The organism is Pseudomonas sp. IzPS59, from assembly GCF_014863505.1.
GTDB lineage: Bacteria > Pseudomonadota > Gammaproteobacteria > Pseudomonadales > Pseudomonadaceae > Aquipseudomonas > Aquipseudomonas kribbensis.
In genome coordinates this window covers 2853650-2872902 of record NZ_CP062251.1, presented here as the reverse complement: position 1 = coordinate 2872902, position 19253 = coordinate 2853650, and the positions used below count along the sequence as shown (strand labels likewise).

Sequence of the window (19253 nt, the reverse complement as noted above, 5' to 3'; positions counted from 1 at the left end):
CGGTTATTCAAACCACTCCTGTCGTTCATTGAACGTCCGCTGAATCAACTCAACCAACGTCTGCACTTCAGCCACATCCCACGATGCGGAATTAACCGCCAACCACGCCTGCAACCGCATCGCCTCGTCAAACAACCCCGGCAACGCCACCAACCCGCGATCAAATCGGCTCATATACATCGGCAGCAAACCAATGCACGCGCTGCACCGGATCATCTCCAGCATCAGCTCATAAGACTGCATCTGCACCACCCCGGCCAAGCGCTGTTCGACGAGATTGTTCCAGGGCCGGAAGCTGTCGATCTGCCGATCATGCTGCCATTGCACCAGCATGAAATCGGCGAGGTCGTCCGGGCTTTCCGGTCGTGCAGTCACGCGCGAATAGCGTTTGGCGATGTGCGGCTGATATTCCAGTTGCGCCAGACGTTGCGGTTCGCTGGTGGCGAAGGTCGGGCCGGGATGCGGGGTGTCGCCGTGGGCGAGCCACAGCACGATGTCGGCACTGACCGCGCGCAGGGCCAGTTCGCTGTCGAGGGCGATGATCTCGAGGCGCACGCTGGCGTTGCGACGCAGCAGTGCAATGAGGTCGCGGCCGAGGATGTCGTGCAGGATCGATTCGGCGACGGCCAGCCTGATCAAGGGTTGTTCGATCACCGGGAGTTTGCGTTCGTGGGCCAGGGCCACCAGTTGCGCCTGCAATTGCTGGCCTTCGCGGGTCAGCGTCAGGGCACTGCCCTGAAAGCTGAACAGCGCGCATTGCAGTTGCTGTTCAAGCTGCGCCAGTTGTTTGCGCAGCAGGGTCGAGCGCACGTTGAGGCTGCGGGCGGCCTGCATGAAGCAGCCGCAACGGGCGCTGACCAGAAAGTATTGCGCGATTTCGCCCTCGATCTTCGCAACCTGCGCCAGCCAGGGTTCGGCCTTTTCCTGCGGCCAGCGAAAATCGGGGCTGCCCTGTCGTCCTGCGGGTTCGGTGAATGACATCGATGACTCCCTGTCGATCTTTGTTGTTTGCCTTTGCACACATCTCTTGTGGGAGCTGCGGTGAGTCTGAATTACAGTTTTTCCTCCAGCACCTTGTTAAGTTCGGCCCCGTCGATGCTCAGCGTCGCGGTAATGAGCATGCCGTCCAGATACGCCTGTGCGATCTGTTCCTGGCGCTGGGCCCGCAAGGCCTGGGTTAGTTGGTCACGCAGTTCGTCGAGGGTCGCAGTGCGGGCCGGTTGTTGTTCGGTGAGTTTGATCACGTGGAAACCTGCGCTGCTTTGCACGGGATCGGACACCGCGCCGACCTTGAGTCGCGCCACCGCGCCACGCACTTCCGGCACCAATTGCTGCAAGGGTTGCAGGCCAGTGTCGCCGCCGCGTTCAGCAGTCAGGCGATCCTGGGAAAACTCCTTGGCCATTGCCGCAAACTCCGCCGGTGTTGCCTGGGCTTTCTTGCTCAGATCCACCGCCTGCTTGCGCACCGCCTCAAGATTCTGCGGTTCATTCACCCCGAGGAAAATCTGGCTCACCCGATACAACGCCGGCGTCTGCCAGTTGGCCTTGCCCGCGTCATAGGCCTGCTGCAACTCGGCGGCGCTCGGGTAATCCACCGGCACTTTGCTCACCGACTGCAAATAGTCGCGGAACACGATCTGCTCAGTGGCGGCGCGGGTTTGCCGCACCACGTCCGGACGCTGCGCCCAGCCTTGGGCATCGGCCTGTTCCAGCACGGCTTTTTCGGCCAGGCGTGAACGAATCCAGCGCTCCAGCGCCTCTCGATTACCACGCAGTTGCTCGCGGGTCTGCGGCGGAACAGCCGCCAGCAACGCCTGCAACTCCTCCGGCGAGACCTGCTGATTGCCCAGCCGCGCCACCGCCGGCCCGGCACTGGCGCCCACAACCGGCGCCGGTTGCTGGGCGGCGACCGGGTCATTGCCCGGCCGCACCACCAGCGCCACGGCCACCACCAACAGCGCCACCGCAGCGGCGCTGATCACCATGGCAGGTTTCGTCACAGCGCGACTTCCTCTTGCTCAACCTTTGGAGTCTGGGCGGCAGCGGTGTTCTGGGTGAAATCACGCAGGTACACGATGAACTCCTGCAACAGGCGATCCCACAGTTCCAGATTGCCGCGCAGGTAATCGCCGCTGACGCCAGCGGCCACCACCACATCCATTTCCATCACCAGAAACTCGCCCTGCAACGACAACCGGGCAAACCGACGGGTCGCGTTCCACTGCTCGGCCACACCCGCCGGCAGCTCACCCTGTACGCGCAGTGCGCAACTGAAGGTGAAGTCGACGTAGCTGCCCTGCTCCACTACCGCCGGGTTGCCGAAACGCACCGCGTAACCGATGCCCTGACTGGCGCTGAGCAACTGGACGATACCGTTCTGTTCGGTCTGGTTGACGCGATAACCGGCGGCTTGCAGCACTTCGGTCAGGGATTTCGGGGATACGTGGGAGATCAATTGAGTCATTACTTCTTCCTTGTCTATGAGTCTTTTAATCAGTGCGCGATCGCGGCTTGCGGCGCATCGAATTGTGTCTTGTACAGGTCATCGCCGAAGCCCTGAGCCAGTTCATCGAACTTGACCCGGGCGCTGCCGGCGAAGGGCTGGCGGATCTTCATCACCTCGGCCACATCGATGTTTTCGTAGGCGGTGAGGATCTGCTTGGCCACGCCGTACATTTGCTGATTCTTGACCGAACATTGCTGCACTTGTGTGTCACGTTCGGCCAATTGCGCTTGAAGCTTAGACCGTTCTGCCTCTTTGGCACGGGCCATGACCAACAGCTCGTCATAGGCCTTCTTGAATTTGCCGGTCTGCTCGTTGCTGGCCGCCACCTGCGCCTGGGCCTGGCTGTGCAGGCTCTGCTGCTGCCCGGCCAGTTGCTCGGCGAGGCCTTTGGCCTTGGCCAGCTCGGCAGTCAATTGCTTGATTTGCGCCTGCGCTGCCTTGGCTTCGTTCTGCGCCGCCAGTTGCGCGGCGCTGGCCTGGGCCTGTTGGCTTTGCAGGGTTTGCAACTGCTGGGTGGTGCTGCGCAATTGCGTGCGCAGGCGTTCCTCCATGCCTTCGGCGCTGGCCCCGCTGGCGACTATCAAGCCCAGACCCAACACTAAAAATCGCGCGTTCATAACCCTCTCCCGGCGCCTTAGAAGCGCGTGTTGATCTCGAGCTGCAAGACGTCGATGTCGAACGGCGCGCCATACACCGCTTCGGTGCTCATCCAGCGGCCGGTGGCGTAGACGTTCTTCGCCAGACCGTAGTTGCCCCCGAGGATGTAACCCTTGGCGTTGGTGCCGCCGAGGTGGAACGACGAGTCGTTGAAGCCGTCCGGCAAGGCATCCGGCTGGATGTACTTGTAGCCGGCGAACAGGTTCCAGTCGCCCTGCTTCTTCAGGTCCAGCGCGTTGCCGAGGGTGAACTGCACCATCCACGCATTGGCGCCGCTTTCGATGTTGCCGCTGCTGTCGAGGTTGTTGACCAGTTGCCCGGCCGCACGCTTGCGCATGTCGCCTTCGTCATAGCCGAGGTTGTGGATGTAGTTGCCCTGGCTGCGCAGTTTGAAGTCGGCAGGCAGGTCGGCGTCCCAGACCAGGTTCAGGTCCAGCAGGTTGAACTCCGAAGCCAGGCCGACGAATTGCGGCTGTGGCGTGGTGCTCGGGTTGAGCGGGTTCGGCGTGATGTCGCGCAGCAGGAATACGCTGTTGCCCTTCTGCATGAACGCCGCGCGGGTGCCGTCGCTGTCGCAACCCGGCGCGCCGGCCCATGGCTCGCAAGGGCTGGAGCGCTGGCCCTGAATGTCTTCGAAGCGGTAGTAAGCCAGCGCACCTTTCAAGCGGTTGTTGCTGTTGATCGCCCACTTGGCGCCGACCTGCGCGCCGTACAGCCATTTGTTGTCGCTTTCTTCCTTGTCGAAGCCATTGCTGGTGGTGGTGTCGCTGGTGTAATCCACCGGGAACGCGCCGACGGTGCCGAACACGCCCCAGTCGCGGCTGAGCTTGTGGTCGAAGATCGCCGCCACACCGTCGAAGTTCAGGTCGTTGGAATACAGCATGTCGGTGGACATGAACGGGTTGGCGAAGCGGCCACCGGTCAGGGTCAATTCATCCGACGGCTTCCAGGTCAGGTAACCCTGATCGAGCCAGATGTCCTTTTTGGCAAAACCGCCGCCAAGGCTCTGGGTGGTCGACACCGGGTTGTTGTCCGAGCCGGTGCCGATGCGGATACCGGCAGTCCATTCCGGCGAAATCACCGCTTTCATGCCCAGCCGGGCGCGCAGGCGGAACAGGTTGGTGCGGTCTTCACGGGTGTTGAGCAGCGGCGGCAACGCGGTGCTGCTGTTGGGGTTCACGTCGTACGGGCCGTTGTTGTTGAGCCGGGCGAAGTCGACGATCTCGTTGCTGTTGCTTCCCGAGTAGTAGCGCGATTCGTCGCGCAGGCGAATATCGCCGTCGAAGCTGATGCGCGACGCCCAGTCCGGGAAGGTGTTGGGCGCGGCCCAGTTTTCCTGCTTGGCGGTGGCCATGACCTCGGCCTTGACCTGATCACGGATCTGGTCGCGCACCGCGGCCGGCACGTATTGCACCCGCACATCGCCCGGTGCTGCGACCGGCCCGGCTGCCACAGCGGTAGACGCCGCAGCCTGCTTGGCCTGGGCCGCTTCGTTCTGGGCCTGGGCGATCAGTGCGTCAGCCTTGTCCTGTTTCAGAATGCCCTGCTCGACCAGCAAGCGGATCAGATTGATCGTGGCGTTCTCCGAGGGCGCAGGCGCTGCCGCGGCCTGACCGACCAGGGTCGCGATGACCATGCCGACCGCCAGGGACAATCGATTCACGTTGGAAATCATCTGCACACAACTCCTTTTCATACAGCTTTATGAATTCGGTTAACCCGGACGCCGCCCTTGCAGGGACATGCGCACAGGCAAGGTGATGGAGGCCGGTGGCCGTTCGCTCAGATGGGGCGCGTTACGCAACGCGGCCAACACCTGCGTATCGATCTCGGGGTTGCCGCTGGACTTGACCAGTTCGACCCGGGTGATCTCGCCGACGCCGCTAAGCCACACATCGGCCTGCAGCGAAAACGCAAGGTTGCGCAGGTCCGGGTTCTCCCTCAGCAGCTTCTGGAAGGTGAACGCGAGGAACTGGCTGTAGGTGCCGTTGCCCACGCGCCCACCACCGGCGCCGGCCATGCCGCCGCCCTTGCCCGCGCCGATGTTGAAGGCGTCGTTGCCGCTCTGGGCGTCGCCGTCCATTTGCATCGGGTTGGCCAGGTCGTCCGCCGGCGATGGCGGCGCTTCTTCCTCGGGTTTCACTTCCTGTGGCTCGGGCGTCGGCTCCGGCTCGACGACTTTTTCTTCCACCGGGGTTTCCGGCTCCGGCGGTTTTTCCGGCGGCGGAGGTGGCGGTGGCGGCAACGGAATGATCGTCGGCACCTTCGGCGCTTCCCGGCGAATGCCGCTCATGTCGTTGGCCCACTGCCACAGGAACCACGCGGCGAGTACGCCGAGGATCAGCCCGGCACCCCACTTCACGTAGCGCACTGGCGACTTCTTCACCGGCAGCGGTTCGATTGGCATCTGTGCAGTCATGACTCAGCCCTGCGTCGGTTTGCCGGTGACGAGACCGACCTGGGACAGTTCGAGCCGGCGCAACAGATCCAGCACTTCGATGACCTTCTGGTACTGCACCGTGGCGTCGCCGCGCACAATCACCGGGAAGTCCGGGTTCTGCGCTTTCTCGATGCGCAGGCGTTCTTCCAGCTCCGGCAGAGTCACCGGGTAGGCGTCGAGGAACACCTGGCCGCCGTCGTTGACCGAAATCGCCTTGGTCTTGGCCTCGGACAGCGACACCGCGGCGCTGGCCTTGGGCAGGTTGATCTGGATCCCGGAGACCTGCGCGGTGGCGGTGAGGATGAACATCACCAGCACCACCATCAGCACGTCCACCAGTGGCGTGATGTTGATGCTGTCTACTGCGGCATCTTCATCATCGTCGTGGGAGGCATTTACGGACGCCATGTCAGTGCTCCTCAGGCCGGTACGGAGTGGTTGGCGTGATGACCGCGCTGATGCGCCGCTTCACTGGACTGACCTTCGCCGTGCATCTCCGCCAGACGGGTGATGAACTCGTCGACGAACACGCGCATGTCGGCACTGACTTCCTTGTTGCGGGTGATCAGGCGGTTGTAGCCAAACAGCGCCGGGATCGCGACGAACAGGCCCATGGCGGTGGCGAGCAAGGCTGCAGCCATACCCGGCGCGATGGCGTTGATGTTGACGTCACCGGCCATGGCGGTGCCGAGGAACACCACCATGATCCCCAGCACAGTGCCGAGCAGACCGATGTACGGGCCTCCGGCGATGGCGTTGGACAGGGTCGAGAGTTTCGAACTCAGTTGCTGGTTTTCCCGGGTGCGCACGCCGTCCATGGAGCAGCGGATGGCCTCGATGGTTGCAGCGGAGACGGACGAGGTATCGGCGCCCTGCTCGCGGCGGGTGCGAATCTCTTTCACCGCCACCTGGTACAGGCGCCACAGCGGCGAATGCTGCAGACGCTGGGCGAGTTGTGCGTCGTCGGCGAACATTTCCAGGCGAGTGCCGACCTTGGCGAATTGCACGCGGAAGTCTTCGTTGGCGGCGGTGACGCGGCTCAGGGTGCGGTTCTTGCGCAGCATGATGATCCACGACTGGAACATCATCAGCACCAGCACCGCGATGATCACCCAGGCGTCTACCGGCACGGCGTTGAGCAGGAAACCGAGGCTGCCGAAACCGAAGCCGGACTGTTCTTCATCGACGCCGTAAGCCACCAGTTTCGACTCGGCGCCCTGGGAAGTAGCGTCGGCCAGCAACAGCGGTGCAGGACGGGCGACTTTCGACAGACGCAGTTCGTCGATGGCGCCTACGAACGGCTGGAAAGGACCTTCGTGCAGGTCGGCGCCGATGGCCATGACCGAGTTGAACGCCGGCATCGCTTGAGCCAGCGTCGCACCTTCGCGACCGTTGATGTACAGCGTCACTTTCGAACCTTCCGCGGTCAGTGCGACGTGTTGCCATTGACCCGGATTCAGCGGTTGCGTGGCCACGGCGCGCTGGCCATCGATTTCCACGAACGGTACGCCTTGGTTCACACCGACCAGCAGGCTGTTGGTGCCTTCGCGGCGAGCGAGGATCAGTTGCTCGCCATTGGCCTGATCCAGTCGCAGCCAGGCGCTGAAGGTGAACGCGCTGCCGGCGTTGTGCTGCAACGACGGACTGGCCGGCAGCAGCAATGGCTGACCGCTGAACTGCAAGGCCCGCCCTACTACGCCGTCAATCGCGGCGCCGGTGGCGCTCTGCGCGGTGTTGCCGTAGGCGGTGGTGTCTTTCGCCGGAGTGCCGGTGGCGCCGTCGAAATGATAGAGCGCGGTGTAATTCGGATCGAAGGTCAGTTGGCCGTTGCCGGTGGCCGGGGCCTTCTGATTGCCGTAGTACATCCAGATGTCCTGACGTTGGCCGCCCTCGACATTCGGCACATCGACCCAGATCAGCGCCATGCCCATCAGTGCGTCGAAGCTTTCGATCTGGTGGTTGAGCACGGTCTTGTCATCGGCCGCGACAAAGCGCAGGTCCGAGCCATCCTCTTTCACGCCGTCAAAGGTGAAGTTGCCGGTGTGCAGGCGCACCAGCAGCGCGGTGCGGCCGAGGGCCTGATTGATCCCGGCGCCTTGTGGCGTGGTATCGACGGCGATCTGTTTGCGGTAGTGCCAGTCGTCCTGCCACCAGGCCTGAGCCGTGGCCGGGAGCACGAAGCCCAGGCAGATCAACAACGAAAGGAATAGGCGCTGCATGGAAAGTGCTCCTTGTTAGAAAGTGGCCTGTAGGTTGAAGTGCAGGCGCGATTCCTGTTTCGAGGTGTTCGGCCCTTCGAGTAGCGGGTAGCCCCAGTCGACGCTGCCGGACAGCCATTTGCTCAGGCTGGCGCGGGTGCCTAGGCCGACACTGGCCAGGGCGTAACTGGCGTCCTGGTCCGGCAGTTCGTCGCGCAGGTACAGTTGCGCGCCTTCGGCGAAGGCGTAGAAACGCCAGTCCTGCATCCAGGTGCCGGCGTACCTGGCCAGGGACGGTGTGCGGACTTCCTGGCTGAGCAATACGCCGTCATCGCCGGTGCGCTCGGCGGCCAGATAACCGCGTACCGAAGTCGCGCCGCCGGCAGAGAATTGTTCGTTGGAAACCAGTGGCCCCGATGCCAGTTGGAACGCGGCTTTGCTCGCGCTCTGCCAGTCGTTGTCGAAGGTCCAGGTGAAACTGGTATCGCCCTTCAGCACGGCGAAACTCGGCTTGGCGCGGTAGCGCTTGTAGTCGAATTCTTCGTCGGAGCTGCCGTAGCCGAAAATGCTGCGGGTGGCGGCGACCAGGCTCAGGCCGAGGCCGAGCTGGCTCTTTTCGGTGTAGCGATAGCCGTTGTAGGCGAAGGTGAACGGCGCGTATTTCAGCGGCACCTTGTCGCTCTCGCCGGACAGGGTCAGGCGTTCGTCGAAGTCCTTGAAGTCGATGCCGGCCGACAGCGAGTTCGACCAACTGCCACTGGACGGGATGGTGTAAATCGCCGACACGCCGTAGGAATGGCCCTTGCCGAGCACATTGCTGCCGCCGATGGTGGCGACGTTGCTGTCGGACTGGTAACCGGAGAACTGCACGCTCCAGCGGTCGGTCAGCGGCGCGGTGTAGGAGCCGGACCAGACCTTGGCGTTGTCGGTGTCCTGCGGTGCGGTGAAGTAGGTCAGGTTGATGCTGTGGCCGAGCTGCCAGAGGTTGTTGTAACCGAGGCTGGTGACGGCGCGCAGCTTTTCGGTGTCGGCGCTGTAGTCGTTGTTCAGACCCACGCTGGCGGTCCACGGATTCTGGTCCTCGACCTGCAAATCCACGTCCATGGTGCCCGGGCGCTGACCTTCGCGCACCAGCGGCATCACCTGGCGGCCCGGGGTCTTGTTGAGTTGCGCCAGTTCGCCCTGGACCTTGGCGAAGTCCGGCACCTCGCCTTCCTTCAGCGCCGGGACGTTGTCGCGGATGTCCAGCGGCGAATAGTGTTTGGCGCCGACCACCCGCACCCGGCCAACCTTGGTTTCGCTGACTTGCAGGTAGACGATGCCGTCGGCCACCGCTTGCTCCGGCAGCTCGACGAACACCGATTGGTAGCCACGCTCCTGATAGACCTTCTGCAAGGCGTCCCGCGCACCTTCGATGTCGCTCAGGGCTTTTTGCGGGCCGAGGAACGGGTACACCGCTTCTTCGATGGCCCGGGCATCGAGCACGGTGTTGCCGCGCACGAAGTATTCGTTGACGTCCACCAGACGCTGCGCACCTGCGTTTGCGGCCTCCTCGGCGAACGCCGGCTGCACGCCGGCCGTCACCAGCAGCCAGCCCCACAGCGCCAGCCGTGACGTGAAAATCTGCTCCACACTACCCCCTGAAATTCGCGATGACCTGTTGGCGTCTCGGCGCCCTGTGTATTGCGTCGGTTGCTGGCCGCCGTCAGTTGCTGACGTGCGGGGCGCAGGCGTGCTTGCCGAGCCAGGTGTGCAGCAGCGCGAAGTTCAAGGAGAACTCGGGCATTTGCAGCAAGGCACCGCAGAACACTTCGCCAATGATTTTCTGAATGAGCAGCACCGCACGGGGCTCATTGAGCAGCGTGGCGATGTCGCGACTGAGGACGTTGTAGCTCCAGACTTTCTGGTTCAGGCCCAGGCCGACGAACCAGCGGAACAGCAGGTTGTAATTGAGTTGTTCGAACAACTGCTGCTCGCTCGGCACCGAATACAACAGTTGCAGGAGCAGGATATGCATGACCGTTTGCGCCGGGATCAGCATGCCGGGCTGGGCATTGAGCTCGTGCAGGAGATCGGCGTGGGCGTCGAACAGGTCGTCGATCTGCGGGCGCAGCAGCACCAGCGAATGACCCGGCGGAATGTAGCTGGAGACCTCTTTCAAGGCACCCTGCCAGTCATCCTGCGACACGATCCAGACCCACGGCGCACCGTAGCGATACACCGAAACCGGCTTCTTGCGCGCGGCTTCGACGATCTTCGACAGGCGTTGATCGAGTTCCTGCATGCCCACTTTCGAGTAGCGTTCCATAGTCCCCATTGCCTCACTCCCGGCGTCCCGCCTCGGCTTGTGAAAAGCGCCCTGTTGGGCCCCTCAAGCGCGTTACATAGGCATGACCGGACTGGCGATGTGCTACCGAACTTTTGTCATAAAAGCTTCATTACAGAATTTGCTGAAGGTTTTGCAAACACCACAAATACTGTGGGAGCTGGCTTGCCAGCGATTGCGGTCTGTCAGCAAATAAATGGATTGCTGACCCGACGCAATCGCTGGCAAGCCAGCTCCCACAGGGTTTTAGGGTGATTGATGGAAATCTGAATTCAGGAATAAACCGGCCAGGCATCGACGATCTTGCCGCCACGCACCGCCAGCAAATCACCAAACTGCAGCAACACCGCTTCGGTCTGCGTCGGCCGCAGAAAGACTTGATCCTCCACGGTCAATCCCACGGCATTCGAGCCATTGACCATCTCCTGATTCGAACTACGCCCGTAAACACCATTGCTCTGCAGCCCCGGCGGCGACTCGAACTCGGCCATCCAGTTGCCGCCGTAGATGAAGAAAGTCTGGCGCTGGTTGGCGTCCCACCACGAAAACAGTTTCGACTTGTCGTCCAGCGCCGGGATGTTCACCGCCCCGGTGCTTTTCAACACCGGGGTGGCGATGTACGTGGCAGGTACATGCTCCACCAAAGACGGCAGATCGTAGTGCGTCGGCTTGAGCATCGCCGTGCCGACCGAGACTTCACTGCTCAGGCTTTCGTTTTCGTGCATGCGATAACTTGGACTTCCGGCAGTGTTCAGGCACAAGCCGTCATGCCACAGGGCCGGGTATTGCTGACGGGTGAAGTCGACGCAGCGCTGATAAATCACCATCACTTTGGCGAACAATTCCTCGGGTGAACCGAGAATCCCCGGCACGCCCATGCCCACGAACGGGTCGTAACCCATGAAGCCGGCGAATTCCAGGTGCTGCGGGTTGGCGGCGATCAGCGCGAGCATCTGCCCGAGCACGTTCAGATCACTGACGCCGCCCCGGTGCAGGCCGACGTCCAGTTCGATGTTGATCCGCATCCGCGTACCCAAGCCTTGGGCCAGCGCGAGGTATTGCTGCAAACGTTCGGGGTTGTCGATCAGCCATTGCAGTTGCTTCGCCGGGTCGAACGGGCCTTTGTGGGTCTGGTAGAACAGGTCCGCCGAGCGCACCGGCAAGGGCTTGCCGAGCAGAATGTCGGACTGCGGATAGACCTGCGCATCGTGATTGAGAAACGGCTGATGAAACGACATCAGTCGCTGCGTCCCGGCCCGTTGGCCGATGTAGCTGAGCAGCCCCGGCGACGGCAGCGATTTCTCCACCAGGCGCAGGTGTTTGCCGCTGCGTTTCACCGACCCCATCACCACGTCGATGTTGTGGTCGAGGCGATCCAGATCGATCAACAACACCGGGCGCATCGGTCCTTTGGTCTTGAGCTCGTTATTCAGCGCCCGGAAATATTCACTGTAGGGCCCGCCGCGATCCCCCGGTCTGAGCCACGCCCCAACTCCCACCAGCAAGGCGCCGACACCCAAGGTGCCAAGCACAAAATTGCGTCGATTGACGGCCATCAGCTCACCCCCAGAATCGACGACAGATGCCCGTTGAGAAACTTGCCGCTCGGGTCCAGCGCCTGGCGTACCTGAATGAATTCCTGCCAGCGCGGGTACAACGTCTGCAAGGTCCGGGCATTGAGCGTGTGCAACTTGCCCCAGTGCGGGCGGCCGTTGTACTTCCAGAAAATCGGCTCGACGGCTGCGAAGAAGTTGTGATGGTCCATTTGGTAATGCTGGTGGACCGAGATCGAACAGCTGTCGCGACCTTCGAACATGCTCAAAGGAATGTCGTCGGCCTTCACGTAGCGATATTCGATGGGAAACCAGGTGCGCAGGTCCTTGTCGCGGATCAGCTTGAGAATCTCGCGCAGGCACGCCGGGCCATGTTCGGCGGGCACCGAATATTCCATTTCGTTGAAACGCACGGTGCGCACGTTGGCGTAGATGTCGAACGAGTCACCCACCCGGTCATCGAAACTCGCCAGATGCCGCAGGCTGTTGAGCAGCGAACTGCGCAGACCCGGGAAATCGCTGCCGTATTTGTCGATCTTCTCGATCAGGGTCACGAACTCATTGCCGCCCTCCTCTTCAGGCGGAATCGGCGGCGTGGCCGGGTCGGTGGTCTCGTTGAGGGCGATCGACAGGGCGTAGTCGGAATGGGTGACGACGAGCATTTCCCAGTGCTGGTTTTCCGATGTGTTCTTGTCGATGTCTTCCAGCAGTTCTTCGGTCTTGGCGATCCACTGGCGTTCGCGCAGGCGATAGGCCGGGCGGTTTTGCAGGCGGATTTTGGTCGCTACACCCAGTGCACCCAAGGAAACGCGGGCAGCGTTGAACACGTCGGGATGACGCTGGCTGTCGCAGTCCAGCACCTCACCGCTGGCGGTCACCAGTTGCATGCCGCAGACGTGGGCGGAATAGGATTGGAAGGTTTTGCCGGTACCGTGGGTGGATGTGGAAATCGCCCCGGCGAGGGTCTGGTAGTCGATGTCGGCCATGTTTTGCAGGGCTTGGCCGATGTCTTTGAGCGGTGTGCCCATACGTGACATCGGCGTGCCGGCGGCGAACTCCGCTTGCAGGGTTTTCGGGTCGTGATCGAGCAGGCCATTGAAGTAGCTGAGCGACAGCAACGTGCCGTCGGTGGGCACCAGTGCGCTGAAGGAATGCGCCGAGCCGACCGGACGGATCTTGCCCGGTGCCTCCTGGATCACTGCCGTCAGTTCATCCAGGTTCTTTGGCGCCACTCGCGCCGCCGGCAGGCAACTCTGGCCGCCTGACCAGTTGCGCCACGGGATCAACCGGGGTGCGCGCATCAATTGGCCCAAGGCCGGATTCGTCGCCAGCGCACTGAAAGCGCCGACGATGCTTGCCCGTTGCAACAGCTGACGTCGAGTCAGATCCATCGTCATGCGCGCACCCTTATTGTGGCAGCGGCTGATCGGCCATGAAGCCGATCAACTGGAGGAATTGTTCTTCCGAGCATTCGACGCACTGGCCCATCGGCGGCATACCGTTGTAGCCGTTGATGGCGTGGTCGAGCAGCGTGTCCGCGCCCTGCTGGATGCGCGGTTCCCAGGCCTTGCGGTCACCGGTCAGCGGCGCATTCGCGGCGGGGTTGGCGTGGCAGAGTTGGCAACTGTTGGCGTAGATCTGCGCCAGCGCCGGGTCTTTGGGAATAGTGTTGTTGGTGCTGGCCGGGGGTTTGGGGTCTTCGCCACAGCCGGCCAGTGCAGCGGCCAGCATCAGCGGCAACATGATTCGGGATGCCCGCATAACGATCCTCGCGTGGGGTGCCAGTTATTGTTGTGATCACACCTTAAGGCAGCGATGCCAGCGCGTTGAGGGCATTGCGGGCCAGCGAAGGGGGCATCCGGGGACAGCCAGGACGCAGTTCGACATCGGCTAAACGGCGGATATTTTGCTGAGCCCTCTGCCCTGCGCCTTTGCGTGACATTCGCGTGACATTTGCGGGTTTAAATTGCAGCGCGTTCAGGCGTATAACCTGTACAGACTTTTCAATTGGCAAGCAGGGTAGCGACATGACCACAGCAAACATCCTTGGCAATCTGTTCCCTTCTGTCAGCGACATCCCGGAAAAATACCGCCTCGACGGTCAGGTCGAACAACGCGAATACCTGGTTGATGGCCAGTTGCGCCGCTGGGACGGCCCCCTCGCCACCGTGCGCAGCCCGGTCTATCTGCATGGCGAAAACGGCGATGAACAAGTGATCCTCGGCAGCACGCCGCTGCTGGACGCCGACACCGCCCTCACCGCCCTCGACGCCGCCGTGCGCGCCTATGACCGCGGCCAGGGCCTGTGGCCGACCATGCGCGTGGCCGAACGTATCCAGCACGTCGAAGCCTTCCTCGGGCGCATGCGCCAGCAGCGCGACGCCGTGGTGAAACTGCTGATGTGGGAGATCGGCAAGAACCTCAAGGACTCGGAAAAAGAGTTCGACCGCACCTGCGACTACATCGTCGACACCATCAACGCGCTGAAAGAACTCGACCGCCGCTCCAGCCGCTTCGAACTGGAACAGGACACCCTCGGCCAGATCCGTCGCGTACCACTTGGCGTGGCGCTGTGCATGGGCCCTTACAACTATCCGCTGAATGAGACGTTCACCACGCTGATTCCAGCGTTGATCATGGGCAACACCGTGGTGTTCAAACCGGCCAAACTCGGTGTGCTGCTGATCCGGCCGCTGCTCGAAGCGTTCCGCGACAGCTTCCCGACCGGCGTCATCAACGTGATCTACGGCAGCGGCCGCGAGACCGTCAGTGCGCTGATGGCCAGCGGCAAGATCGACATCTTCGCCTTCATCGGCACCAACAAGGCCGCCAGCGACCTGAAGAAACTGCACCCGAAACCACACCGTTTGCGCGCCGCACTGGGGCTGGATGCGAAGAACCCCGGCATCGTTCTGCCGGAGGTGGATCTGGACAATGCCGTCAGCGAAGCCGTCACCGGCTCCCTGTCGTTCAACGGCCAGCGCTGCACTGCGTTGAAAATCCTGTTCGTGCATGAAGACGTGGTCGAAAGCTTCATCGAGAAATTCAACGCCAAACTGGCCAGCCTCAAACCGGGCATGCCGTGGGACAGCGGCGTGTCGCTGACGCCGCTGCCGGAGTCGGGCAAAGTCGATTACTTGCACGGCCTGGTGGCCGATGCGCAAAGCAAGGGCGCCCAGGTGGTCAACCCGAATGGCGGCGAGTCGCGGGAATCGTTCTTCTATCCGGCGGTGCTGTACCCGGTGACGCCGCAGATGCGCGTGTATCAGGAAGAGCAATTCGGCCCGGTAGTGCCAATCGTGCCGTACCGTCACCTTGATACCGTGATCGACTACGTGCTGGAGTCGGACTTCGGCCAGCAACTGAGCATCTTCGGCACCAACCCGGTGGCGGTCGGCCGATTGGTCGATACCTTCGCCAACCAGGTCGGGCGGATCAACCTCAATGCCCAGTGCCAGCGCGGCCCGGACACCTACCCGTTCAACGGTCGCAAGAACTCCGCCGAGGGCACGCTGTCGGTACACGATGCGCTGCGGGTGTTTTCGATCCGTACGCTGGTGGCGACCAAGTTCCAGGAACCCAACAAGGATCTGATCAGCGAAATCATTCGCGGGCGCGATTCGAATTTCATCGCCACCGACTACATCTTCTGAGGAGGAATCACCGCTGAGCACTTTCAGCCCTCACCGCTGGCCGCCGCTGTTGCGGCGGATCCTGCGGCCGCTGCTGGACCCGTACCGTCGCTACCGGCATGCGCGGCTGATTCATGCGATGCGGGTAGCACTGGGACTGCTCGCGACAATCCTGCTGACCACCGGCATCAACCTGCCCCACGGCGAGTGGGCGTCGGTGACCATGCTGGTGGTGATCGGCGGTTTGCAGCACCACGGCAACATCGGCAAGAAAGCCGCCGAGCGCGCCACCGGCACCTTGATCGGTGCCGGCGTCGGTCTGTTGCTGGTGGCGCAACAGGCCTGGCTCGGCCTGCCGTGGCTGACCTATTTTGCAATGGCGGTGGTGTGCGGATTCTTCTCGTATCACGCCATCGGCAAGGGTGGCTATACCGCCCTGCTCTCCGCCATCACGGTTTTCATCGTCGCCGGACATGGCGACAACCCGATCACCGACGGGCTGTGGCGCGGGGTCGATATCCTGATCGGTATCGCCCTGGCCCTGGCCTTTTCCTTCGCCCTGCCGCTGTATGCGGTGTACTCGTGGCGCTACAACCTGGCCGATGCGCTGCGCGATTGCGCCACGGTGTATGGGCGGATCATCGGCGGCCAGCCAGTGACTGCCGACGAACACTTGAAGTTGATGAGCCGGCTGAACGCGGTGATGGTGCAATTGCGTTCGCTGATGCCGTCGGTGTCCAAGGAAGTCAAAGTCTCGATGACCGAACTGGACGCCATTCAGCGCAACCTGCGCATGTGCATCAGCACCCTGGAAATTCTCGGCAACATCCGCCCGGACGCCAACGACCCCGACGCGATGGCGCACCTGCAAGCGGCGCTCAAGGCCGAGCACCGGCATATTCGCGTGCAATTGATCGGCATGGCCCGGGCGTTGAAAACCGGTGCGTCCGGTCGATTGGGACGCCCGGTGGAGTTGCCGGACGCCAGCCTCGACACGCCGGTCTACAGCCCGTTGGACGGCTACCGTTTGTTGACCCGGCAACTGGCGGCCAATATCGGCGAGATGCGCCAGCGCCTGGCGAAGACTGCGCCGCGCTGGAACATCTGAGGTTTACTGCGCGGCCAGACGCCGCGACTTGAAGCCCCAGCCCTGTTGCATGCCGGCGGCGGCCAGCAGGATTGCCGCCACACCGATCCATTGCAGGGTCTGCAGTTGATGGCCGAAGGCAAACCAGTCGACGAAAATCGCAGCAATCGGGTAGATGAACGACAGTGCGCCGGTCAGTGCCGTCGGCAGTTTCTGGATCGCGCCGTAGAGCAACACGTACATCAGACCGGTGTGGACGATGCCCAGCGTCACCAGGCTGGCCCAGGCACTCGGCGCCTGTGGCAGCGCGTTCAAGTGGGCGAACGGTGCCAGCAGCAACACACCAGTGCAGACCTGGATCAGCGCGATCAGGTGTGGCGGCGTGCCAGTCAGTCGCTTGATGATCAACGCGGCGATGGCGTACAGAAATGCCGCCCCCAGTGCCAGTGCGATGCCCATCAGGTAATCATTGCCGCCCTCGCCCTGCCCACCGTGGGCACTGACGATGGCCAACATTCCCATAAACGAAATCGCCAGCCAGAACAGCTTTTGCAAGGTGATCTTCTCGCCCAGAAACAGCGCCGCCAATCCCACCAGCATGAACGGCTGCACGTTGTACACCGCCGTACCGATGGCAATCGAGGCCCGTGAATAGGAGGCGAACAGCAGCACCCAGTTGCCGACAATCGCCACACCGCTGAGCACGGCCAGCAGGAACGTGGTGCGGGTCAGAATGCCCGGACGCAAGAAGCCGAAAGCGGCGCAAATCAGCAATAACGTCCCGGCGCCGAATACGCAGCGCCAGAACACCACGTCCAGCACCGGTTGCCCGGACACCAGCACAAACCAGCCGATCGTCCCGGATATCAGCATGGCAGCGGTCATTTCGAATGAGCCGCGACGGATTGTTTTGTCCATCATCAATCTCCTTAATGTGTGGCAAAAGTATGCCAAGCGAGACCGGGGCTTCTCCAGCGCAAAAAGCAGGCTAAACTCGATTTCCGCCTTTTTTATCAAGGGTGGTTTGCGTTGTTCGCCTAATGCGGGAGTTATTTGTATGACCGACGATATCGACCAGATCCTGATCGGGGCCTTGATGGAAGACTCCCGACGTTCGCTCAAGGCCCTGGCGCAGATCAGCGGGTTGTCTTCACCCAGCGTGGCTGAGCGCTTGCGCCGACTGGAAGAACGCGGCGTGCTCAAGGGCTATACCGTGGAGATCGACCCGAAGTGCTTCGGCTACCAGTTGCAGGCCATCGTCCGCGTGCGGCCATTGCCGGGTCAGTTGCAGGAAGTAGAACGGCAGATCCTGTCGATTCCCGAGTTCACCGAGTGTGACAAGGTCACCGGCGAGGACTGTTTCATCGCTCGCTTGCATGTGCGGTCGATGGAGCAGCTCGACACCCTGCTCGACCGTCTCAATACCCTGGCCGAGACCAATACGGCTATCGTCAAGAAAACCCCGGTCAAACGACGATTGCCGCCGATGGCGTGAGCGGCGTAGATTGAGTTTTTTCGAGCGAAGGATTCGCGGCATGAAAATTCAGGCAGTGATACTGGCGGCATCGATGCTGGCGGGTTGCGGGACCATACAGACCGTGGCGCTCAGCGATAAAACGAACGTCGATCAGTTGAAGGCAAACAAAACCTACTGCGGCGCCGTACCGCGCATCTACAGCGGCGTGACGTACGACTTCTGCATGCTGCACGCCGAAAAACCGGATGACGTCGATGCGTTCAACTACAAGAACCCGTCCCTTGGGCTGGTGGTTGACGGAGCTGTTTCCGGAGTGCTGGATACGCTTCTGCTGCCCTACACGATTTACAAGCAGCACGCCGATGGCAGCATGGTCATCAACTGATCACGTTTTTGCAGACAACAAAAAACCCGCTCTCGCGGGTTTCTTGTTTATAGCGGTGTAGCAATCAGTCGTCGCGGCTCATGATGCCGAAGATCTGCAACAGGCTGATGAACAGGTTGTAGATCGATACATACAGGCTGATGGTCGCCATGATGTAGTTGCGCTCGCCGCCGTGGATGATGGCGCTGGTCTGGAACAGGATGCAGACCGACGAGAACAGTACGAAACCTGCGCTGATCGCCAGTTGCAGGCCGCTGATCTGGAAGAACATGCTCGCCAGCGTCGCACCCAGCAACACGAAGAAACCGGCGGTGATGAAGCCACCGAGGAAGCTCATGTCCTTGCGGGTGATCAGCACGTAGGCCGACAGGCCACCGAACACCAGAGCAGTCATCGCGAACGCGGAGCTGACCACTTCAGCACCGCCCTGCATGCCCAGGTAACGGTTGAGGATAGGGCCGAGCAGGAAACCCATGAAACCGGTCAGGGCAAACGCGGACACCAGGCCCCAGGCCGAATCACGGAGTTTGTTGGTGAGGAAGAACAAGCCGTAGAAACCGATCAGCACCACGAAAATATTCGGGTAGCCGACGCGCATCTGCTGGGCCACGAAAGCCATCACACCGCTGAAAGCGAGGGTGAGCGCCAGCAAGCCGTATGTGTTGCGCAGGACGCGGCTAACCTCTAGCTGCTCAGCCTGCACGCTGTTGTGAACTGCGTAATCCTGTTCGCGCATGGCGACACTCCTGTTGGTTTGAAACGTTCAGTCGCAAAGATGATAACAGACGCTCTGTAACAAGCCATGCACAGAGTTTGACAGTGTGTTTCATTCAGGTATTATGGCGCCCGCAACGCAACGGAGGTGTGGCCGAGTGGTTTAAGGCAACGGTCTTGAAAACCGTCGACTGTAACAGGTCCATGAGTTCGAATCCCATCGCCTCCGCCATATTTAGTACTTCAAAGCCCTGATTATTCAGGGCTTTGTCGTTTCT

The 19253-nt window shown here is 61.7% G+C and carries 19 protein-coding genes and 1 tRNA gene; 5 read left to right on the top strand and 15 right to left on the bottom strand.

Going from position 1 to position 19253, the window contains the following annotated elements:
• Positions 1 to 3: 3 nt before the first annotated feature.
• The 13 genes from IF189_RS12870 to IF189_RS12810 all read right to left on the bottom strand — a co-directional run bounded on the left by IF189_RS12870 (position 4) and on the right by IF189_RS12810 (position 13441).
• A complete protein-coding gene (locus IF189_RS12870) occupies positions 4 to 981 on the bottom strand; it encodes a LysR family transcriptional regulator (protein ID WP_134826673.1) in 978 nt (325 codons plus the stop codon).
• Between the two features lie 71 nt (positions 982 to 1052).
• The gene (locus tag IF189_RS12865) at positions 1053 to 1985 is read right to left on the bottom strand and encodes a peptidylprolyl isomerase (RefSeq protein WP_413038528.1); all 933 of its coding nucleotides are present in this window, start codon (positions 1983 to 1985) and stop codon (positions 1053 to 1055) included.
• Between the two features lie 11 nt (positions 1986 to 1996).
• Positions 1997 to 2464 (bottom strand): YbjN domain-containing protein, encoded by a 468-nt coding sequence (locus tag IF189_RS12860; RefSeq protein WP_134826671.1) that lies wholly within the window; start codon positions 2462 to 2464, stop codon positions 1997 to 1999.
• A 29-nt stretch (positions 2465 to 2493) separates the two neighbouring features.
• Positions 2494 to 3123 carry a DNA repair protein gene (locus IF189_RS12855; protein ID WP_134826670.1) on the bottom strand — a complete coding sequence of 210 codons (630 nt, stop codon included), beginning with the start codon at positions 3121 to 3123 and terminating at the stop codon, positions 2494 to 2496.
• Between the two features lie 17 nt (positions 3124 to 3140).
• Entirely contained in the window at positions 3141 to 4838 is a 1698-nt protein-coding gene (locus tag IF189_RS12850) for a putative porin (RefSeq protein ID WP_134826669.1), read from the bottom strand.
• Between the two features lie 39 nt (positions 4839 to 4877).
• Positions 4878 to 5582: an energy transducer TonB gene (locus IF189_RS12845; RefSeq protein ID WP_134826668.1), complete on the bottom strand. Its 705-nt coding sequence runs from the start codon at positions 5580 to 5582 to the stop codon at positions 4878 to 4880.
• Positions 5583 to 5585: 3 nt separating this feature from the next.
• Complete coding sequence (locus IF189_RS12840) at positions 5586 to 6011, bottom strand: ExbD/TolR family protein (RefSeq protein ID WP_007955109.1); 426 nt, start codon at positions 6009 to 6011, stop codon at positions 5586 to 5588.
• An 11-nt stretch (positions 6012 to 6022) separates the two neighbouring features.
• Positions 6023 to 7822 carry a DUF2341 domain-containing protein gene (locus tag IF189_RS12835; protein WP_192553445.1) on the bottom strand — a complete coding sequence of 600 codons (1800 nt, stop codon included), beginning with the start codon at positions 7820 to 7822 and terminating at the stop codon, positions 6023 to 6025.
• Between the two features lie 15 nt (positions 7823 to 7837).
• Positions 7838 to 9433 (bottom strand): ShlB/FhaC/HecB family hemolysin secretion/activation protein, encoded by a 1596-nt coding sequence (locus IF189_RS12830; RefSeq protein WP_134826665.1) that lies wholly within the window; start codon positions 9431 to 9433, stop codon positions 7838 to 7840.
• A 73-nt stretch (positions 9434 to 9506) separates the two neighbouring features.
• The gene (locus IF189_RS12825; protein WP_114882629.1) at positions 9507 to 10118 is read right to left on the bottom strand and encodes a transposase; all 612 of its coding nucleotides are present in this window, start codon (positions 10116 to 10118) and stop codon (positions 9507 to 9509) included.
• A gap of 281 nt (positions 10119 to 10399) precedes the next feature.
• Complete coding sequence (locus IF189_RS12820) at positions 10400 to 11683, bottom strand: DSD1 family PLP-dependent enzyme (RefSeq protein ID WP_225739963.1); 1284 nt, start codon at positions 11681 to 11683, stop codon at positions 10400 to 10402.
• Positions 11683 to 13011, bottom strand: a complete 1329-nt coding sequence (locus tag IF189_RS12815) for a D-arabinono-1,4-lactone oxidase (protein WP_192553574.1) — start codon at positions 13009 to 13011, stop codon at positions 11683 to 11685. The genes IF189_RS12820 and IF189_RS12815 overlap by 1 nt, the downstream gene beginning before the upstream one ends.
• A 76-nt stretch (positions 13012 to 13087) precedes the next feature.
• Complete coding sequence (locus IF189_RS12810) at positions 13088 to 13441, bottom strand: c-type cytochrome (protein WP_134826662.1); 354 nt, start codon at positions 13439 to 13441, stop codon at positions 13088 to 13090.
• A 266-nt stretch (positions 13442 to 13707) separates the two neighbouring features.
• On the opposite strand from IF189_RS12810, the gene IF189_RS12805 reads away from it, so the two are divergent.
• Both IF189_RS12805 and IF189_RS12800 read left to right on the top strand, forming a co-directional pair.
• On the top strand, positions 13708 to 15333 hold the full coding sequence (locus tag IF189_RS12805) for an NADP-dependent glyceraldehyde-3-phosphate dehydrogenase (RefSeq protein ID WP_134826661.1): 1626 nt from the start codon (positions 13708 to 13710) through the stop codon (positions 15331 to 15333).
• Positions 15334 to 15379: 46 nt separating this feature from the next.
• On the top strand, positions 15380 to 16420 hold the full coding sequence (locus IF189_RS12800; protein WP_225739978.1) for an FUSC family protein: 1041 nt from the start codon (positions 15380 to 15382) through the stop codon (positions 16418 to 16420).
• A gap of 3 nt (positions 16421 to 16423) precedes the next feature.
• Here IF189_RS12800 and IF189_RS12795 read toward each other — a convergent pair whose 3' ends face one another.
• Positions 16424 to 17317, bottom strand: a complete 894-nt coding sequence (locus tag IF189_RS12795; protein WP_134826660.1) for a DMT family transporter — start codon at positions 17315 to 17317, stop codon at positions 16424 to 16426.
• 139 nt (positions 17318 to 17456) lie between these two features.
• On the opposite strand from IF189_RS12795, the gene IF189_RS12790 reads away from it, so the two are divergent.
• A complete protein-coding gene (locus tag IF189_RS12790) occupies positions 17457 to 17894 on the top strand; it encodes an Lrp/AsnC family transcriptional regulator (RefSeq protein WP_064381847.1) in 438 nt (145 codons plus the stop codon).
• A 40-nt stretch (positions 17895 to 17934) separates the two neighbouring features.
• The gene (locus IF189_RS12785) at positions 17935 to 18261 is read left to right on the top strand and encodes a YceK/YidQ family lipoprotein (protein ID WP_134826659.1); all 327 of its coding nucleotides are present in this window, start codon (positions 17935 to 17937) and stop codon (positions 18259 to 18261) included.
• 64 nt (positions 18262 to 18325) lie between these two features.
• Here IF189_RS12785 and IF189_RS12780 read toward each other — a convergent pair whose 3' ends face one another.
• On the bottom strand, positions 18326 to 18997 hold the full coding sequence (locus tag IF189_RS12780) for a Bax inhibitor-1/YccA family protein (protein ID WP_027613775.1): 672 nt from the start codon (positions 18995 to 18997) through the stop codon (positions 18326 to 18328).
• Positions 18998 to 19119: 122 nt separating this feature from the next.
• On the opposite strand from IF189_RS12780, the gene IF189_RS12775 reads away from it, so the two are divergent.
• Positions 19120 to 19207, top strand: a tRNA-Ser gene (locus IF189_RS12775).
• Positions 19208 to 19253 lie beyond the last annotated feature (46 nt).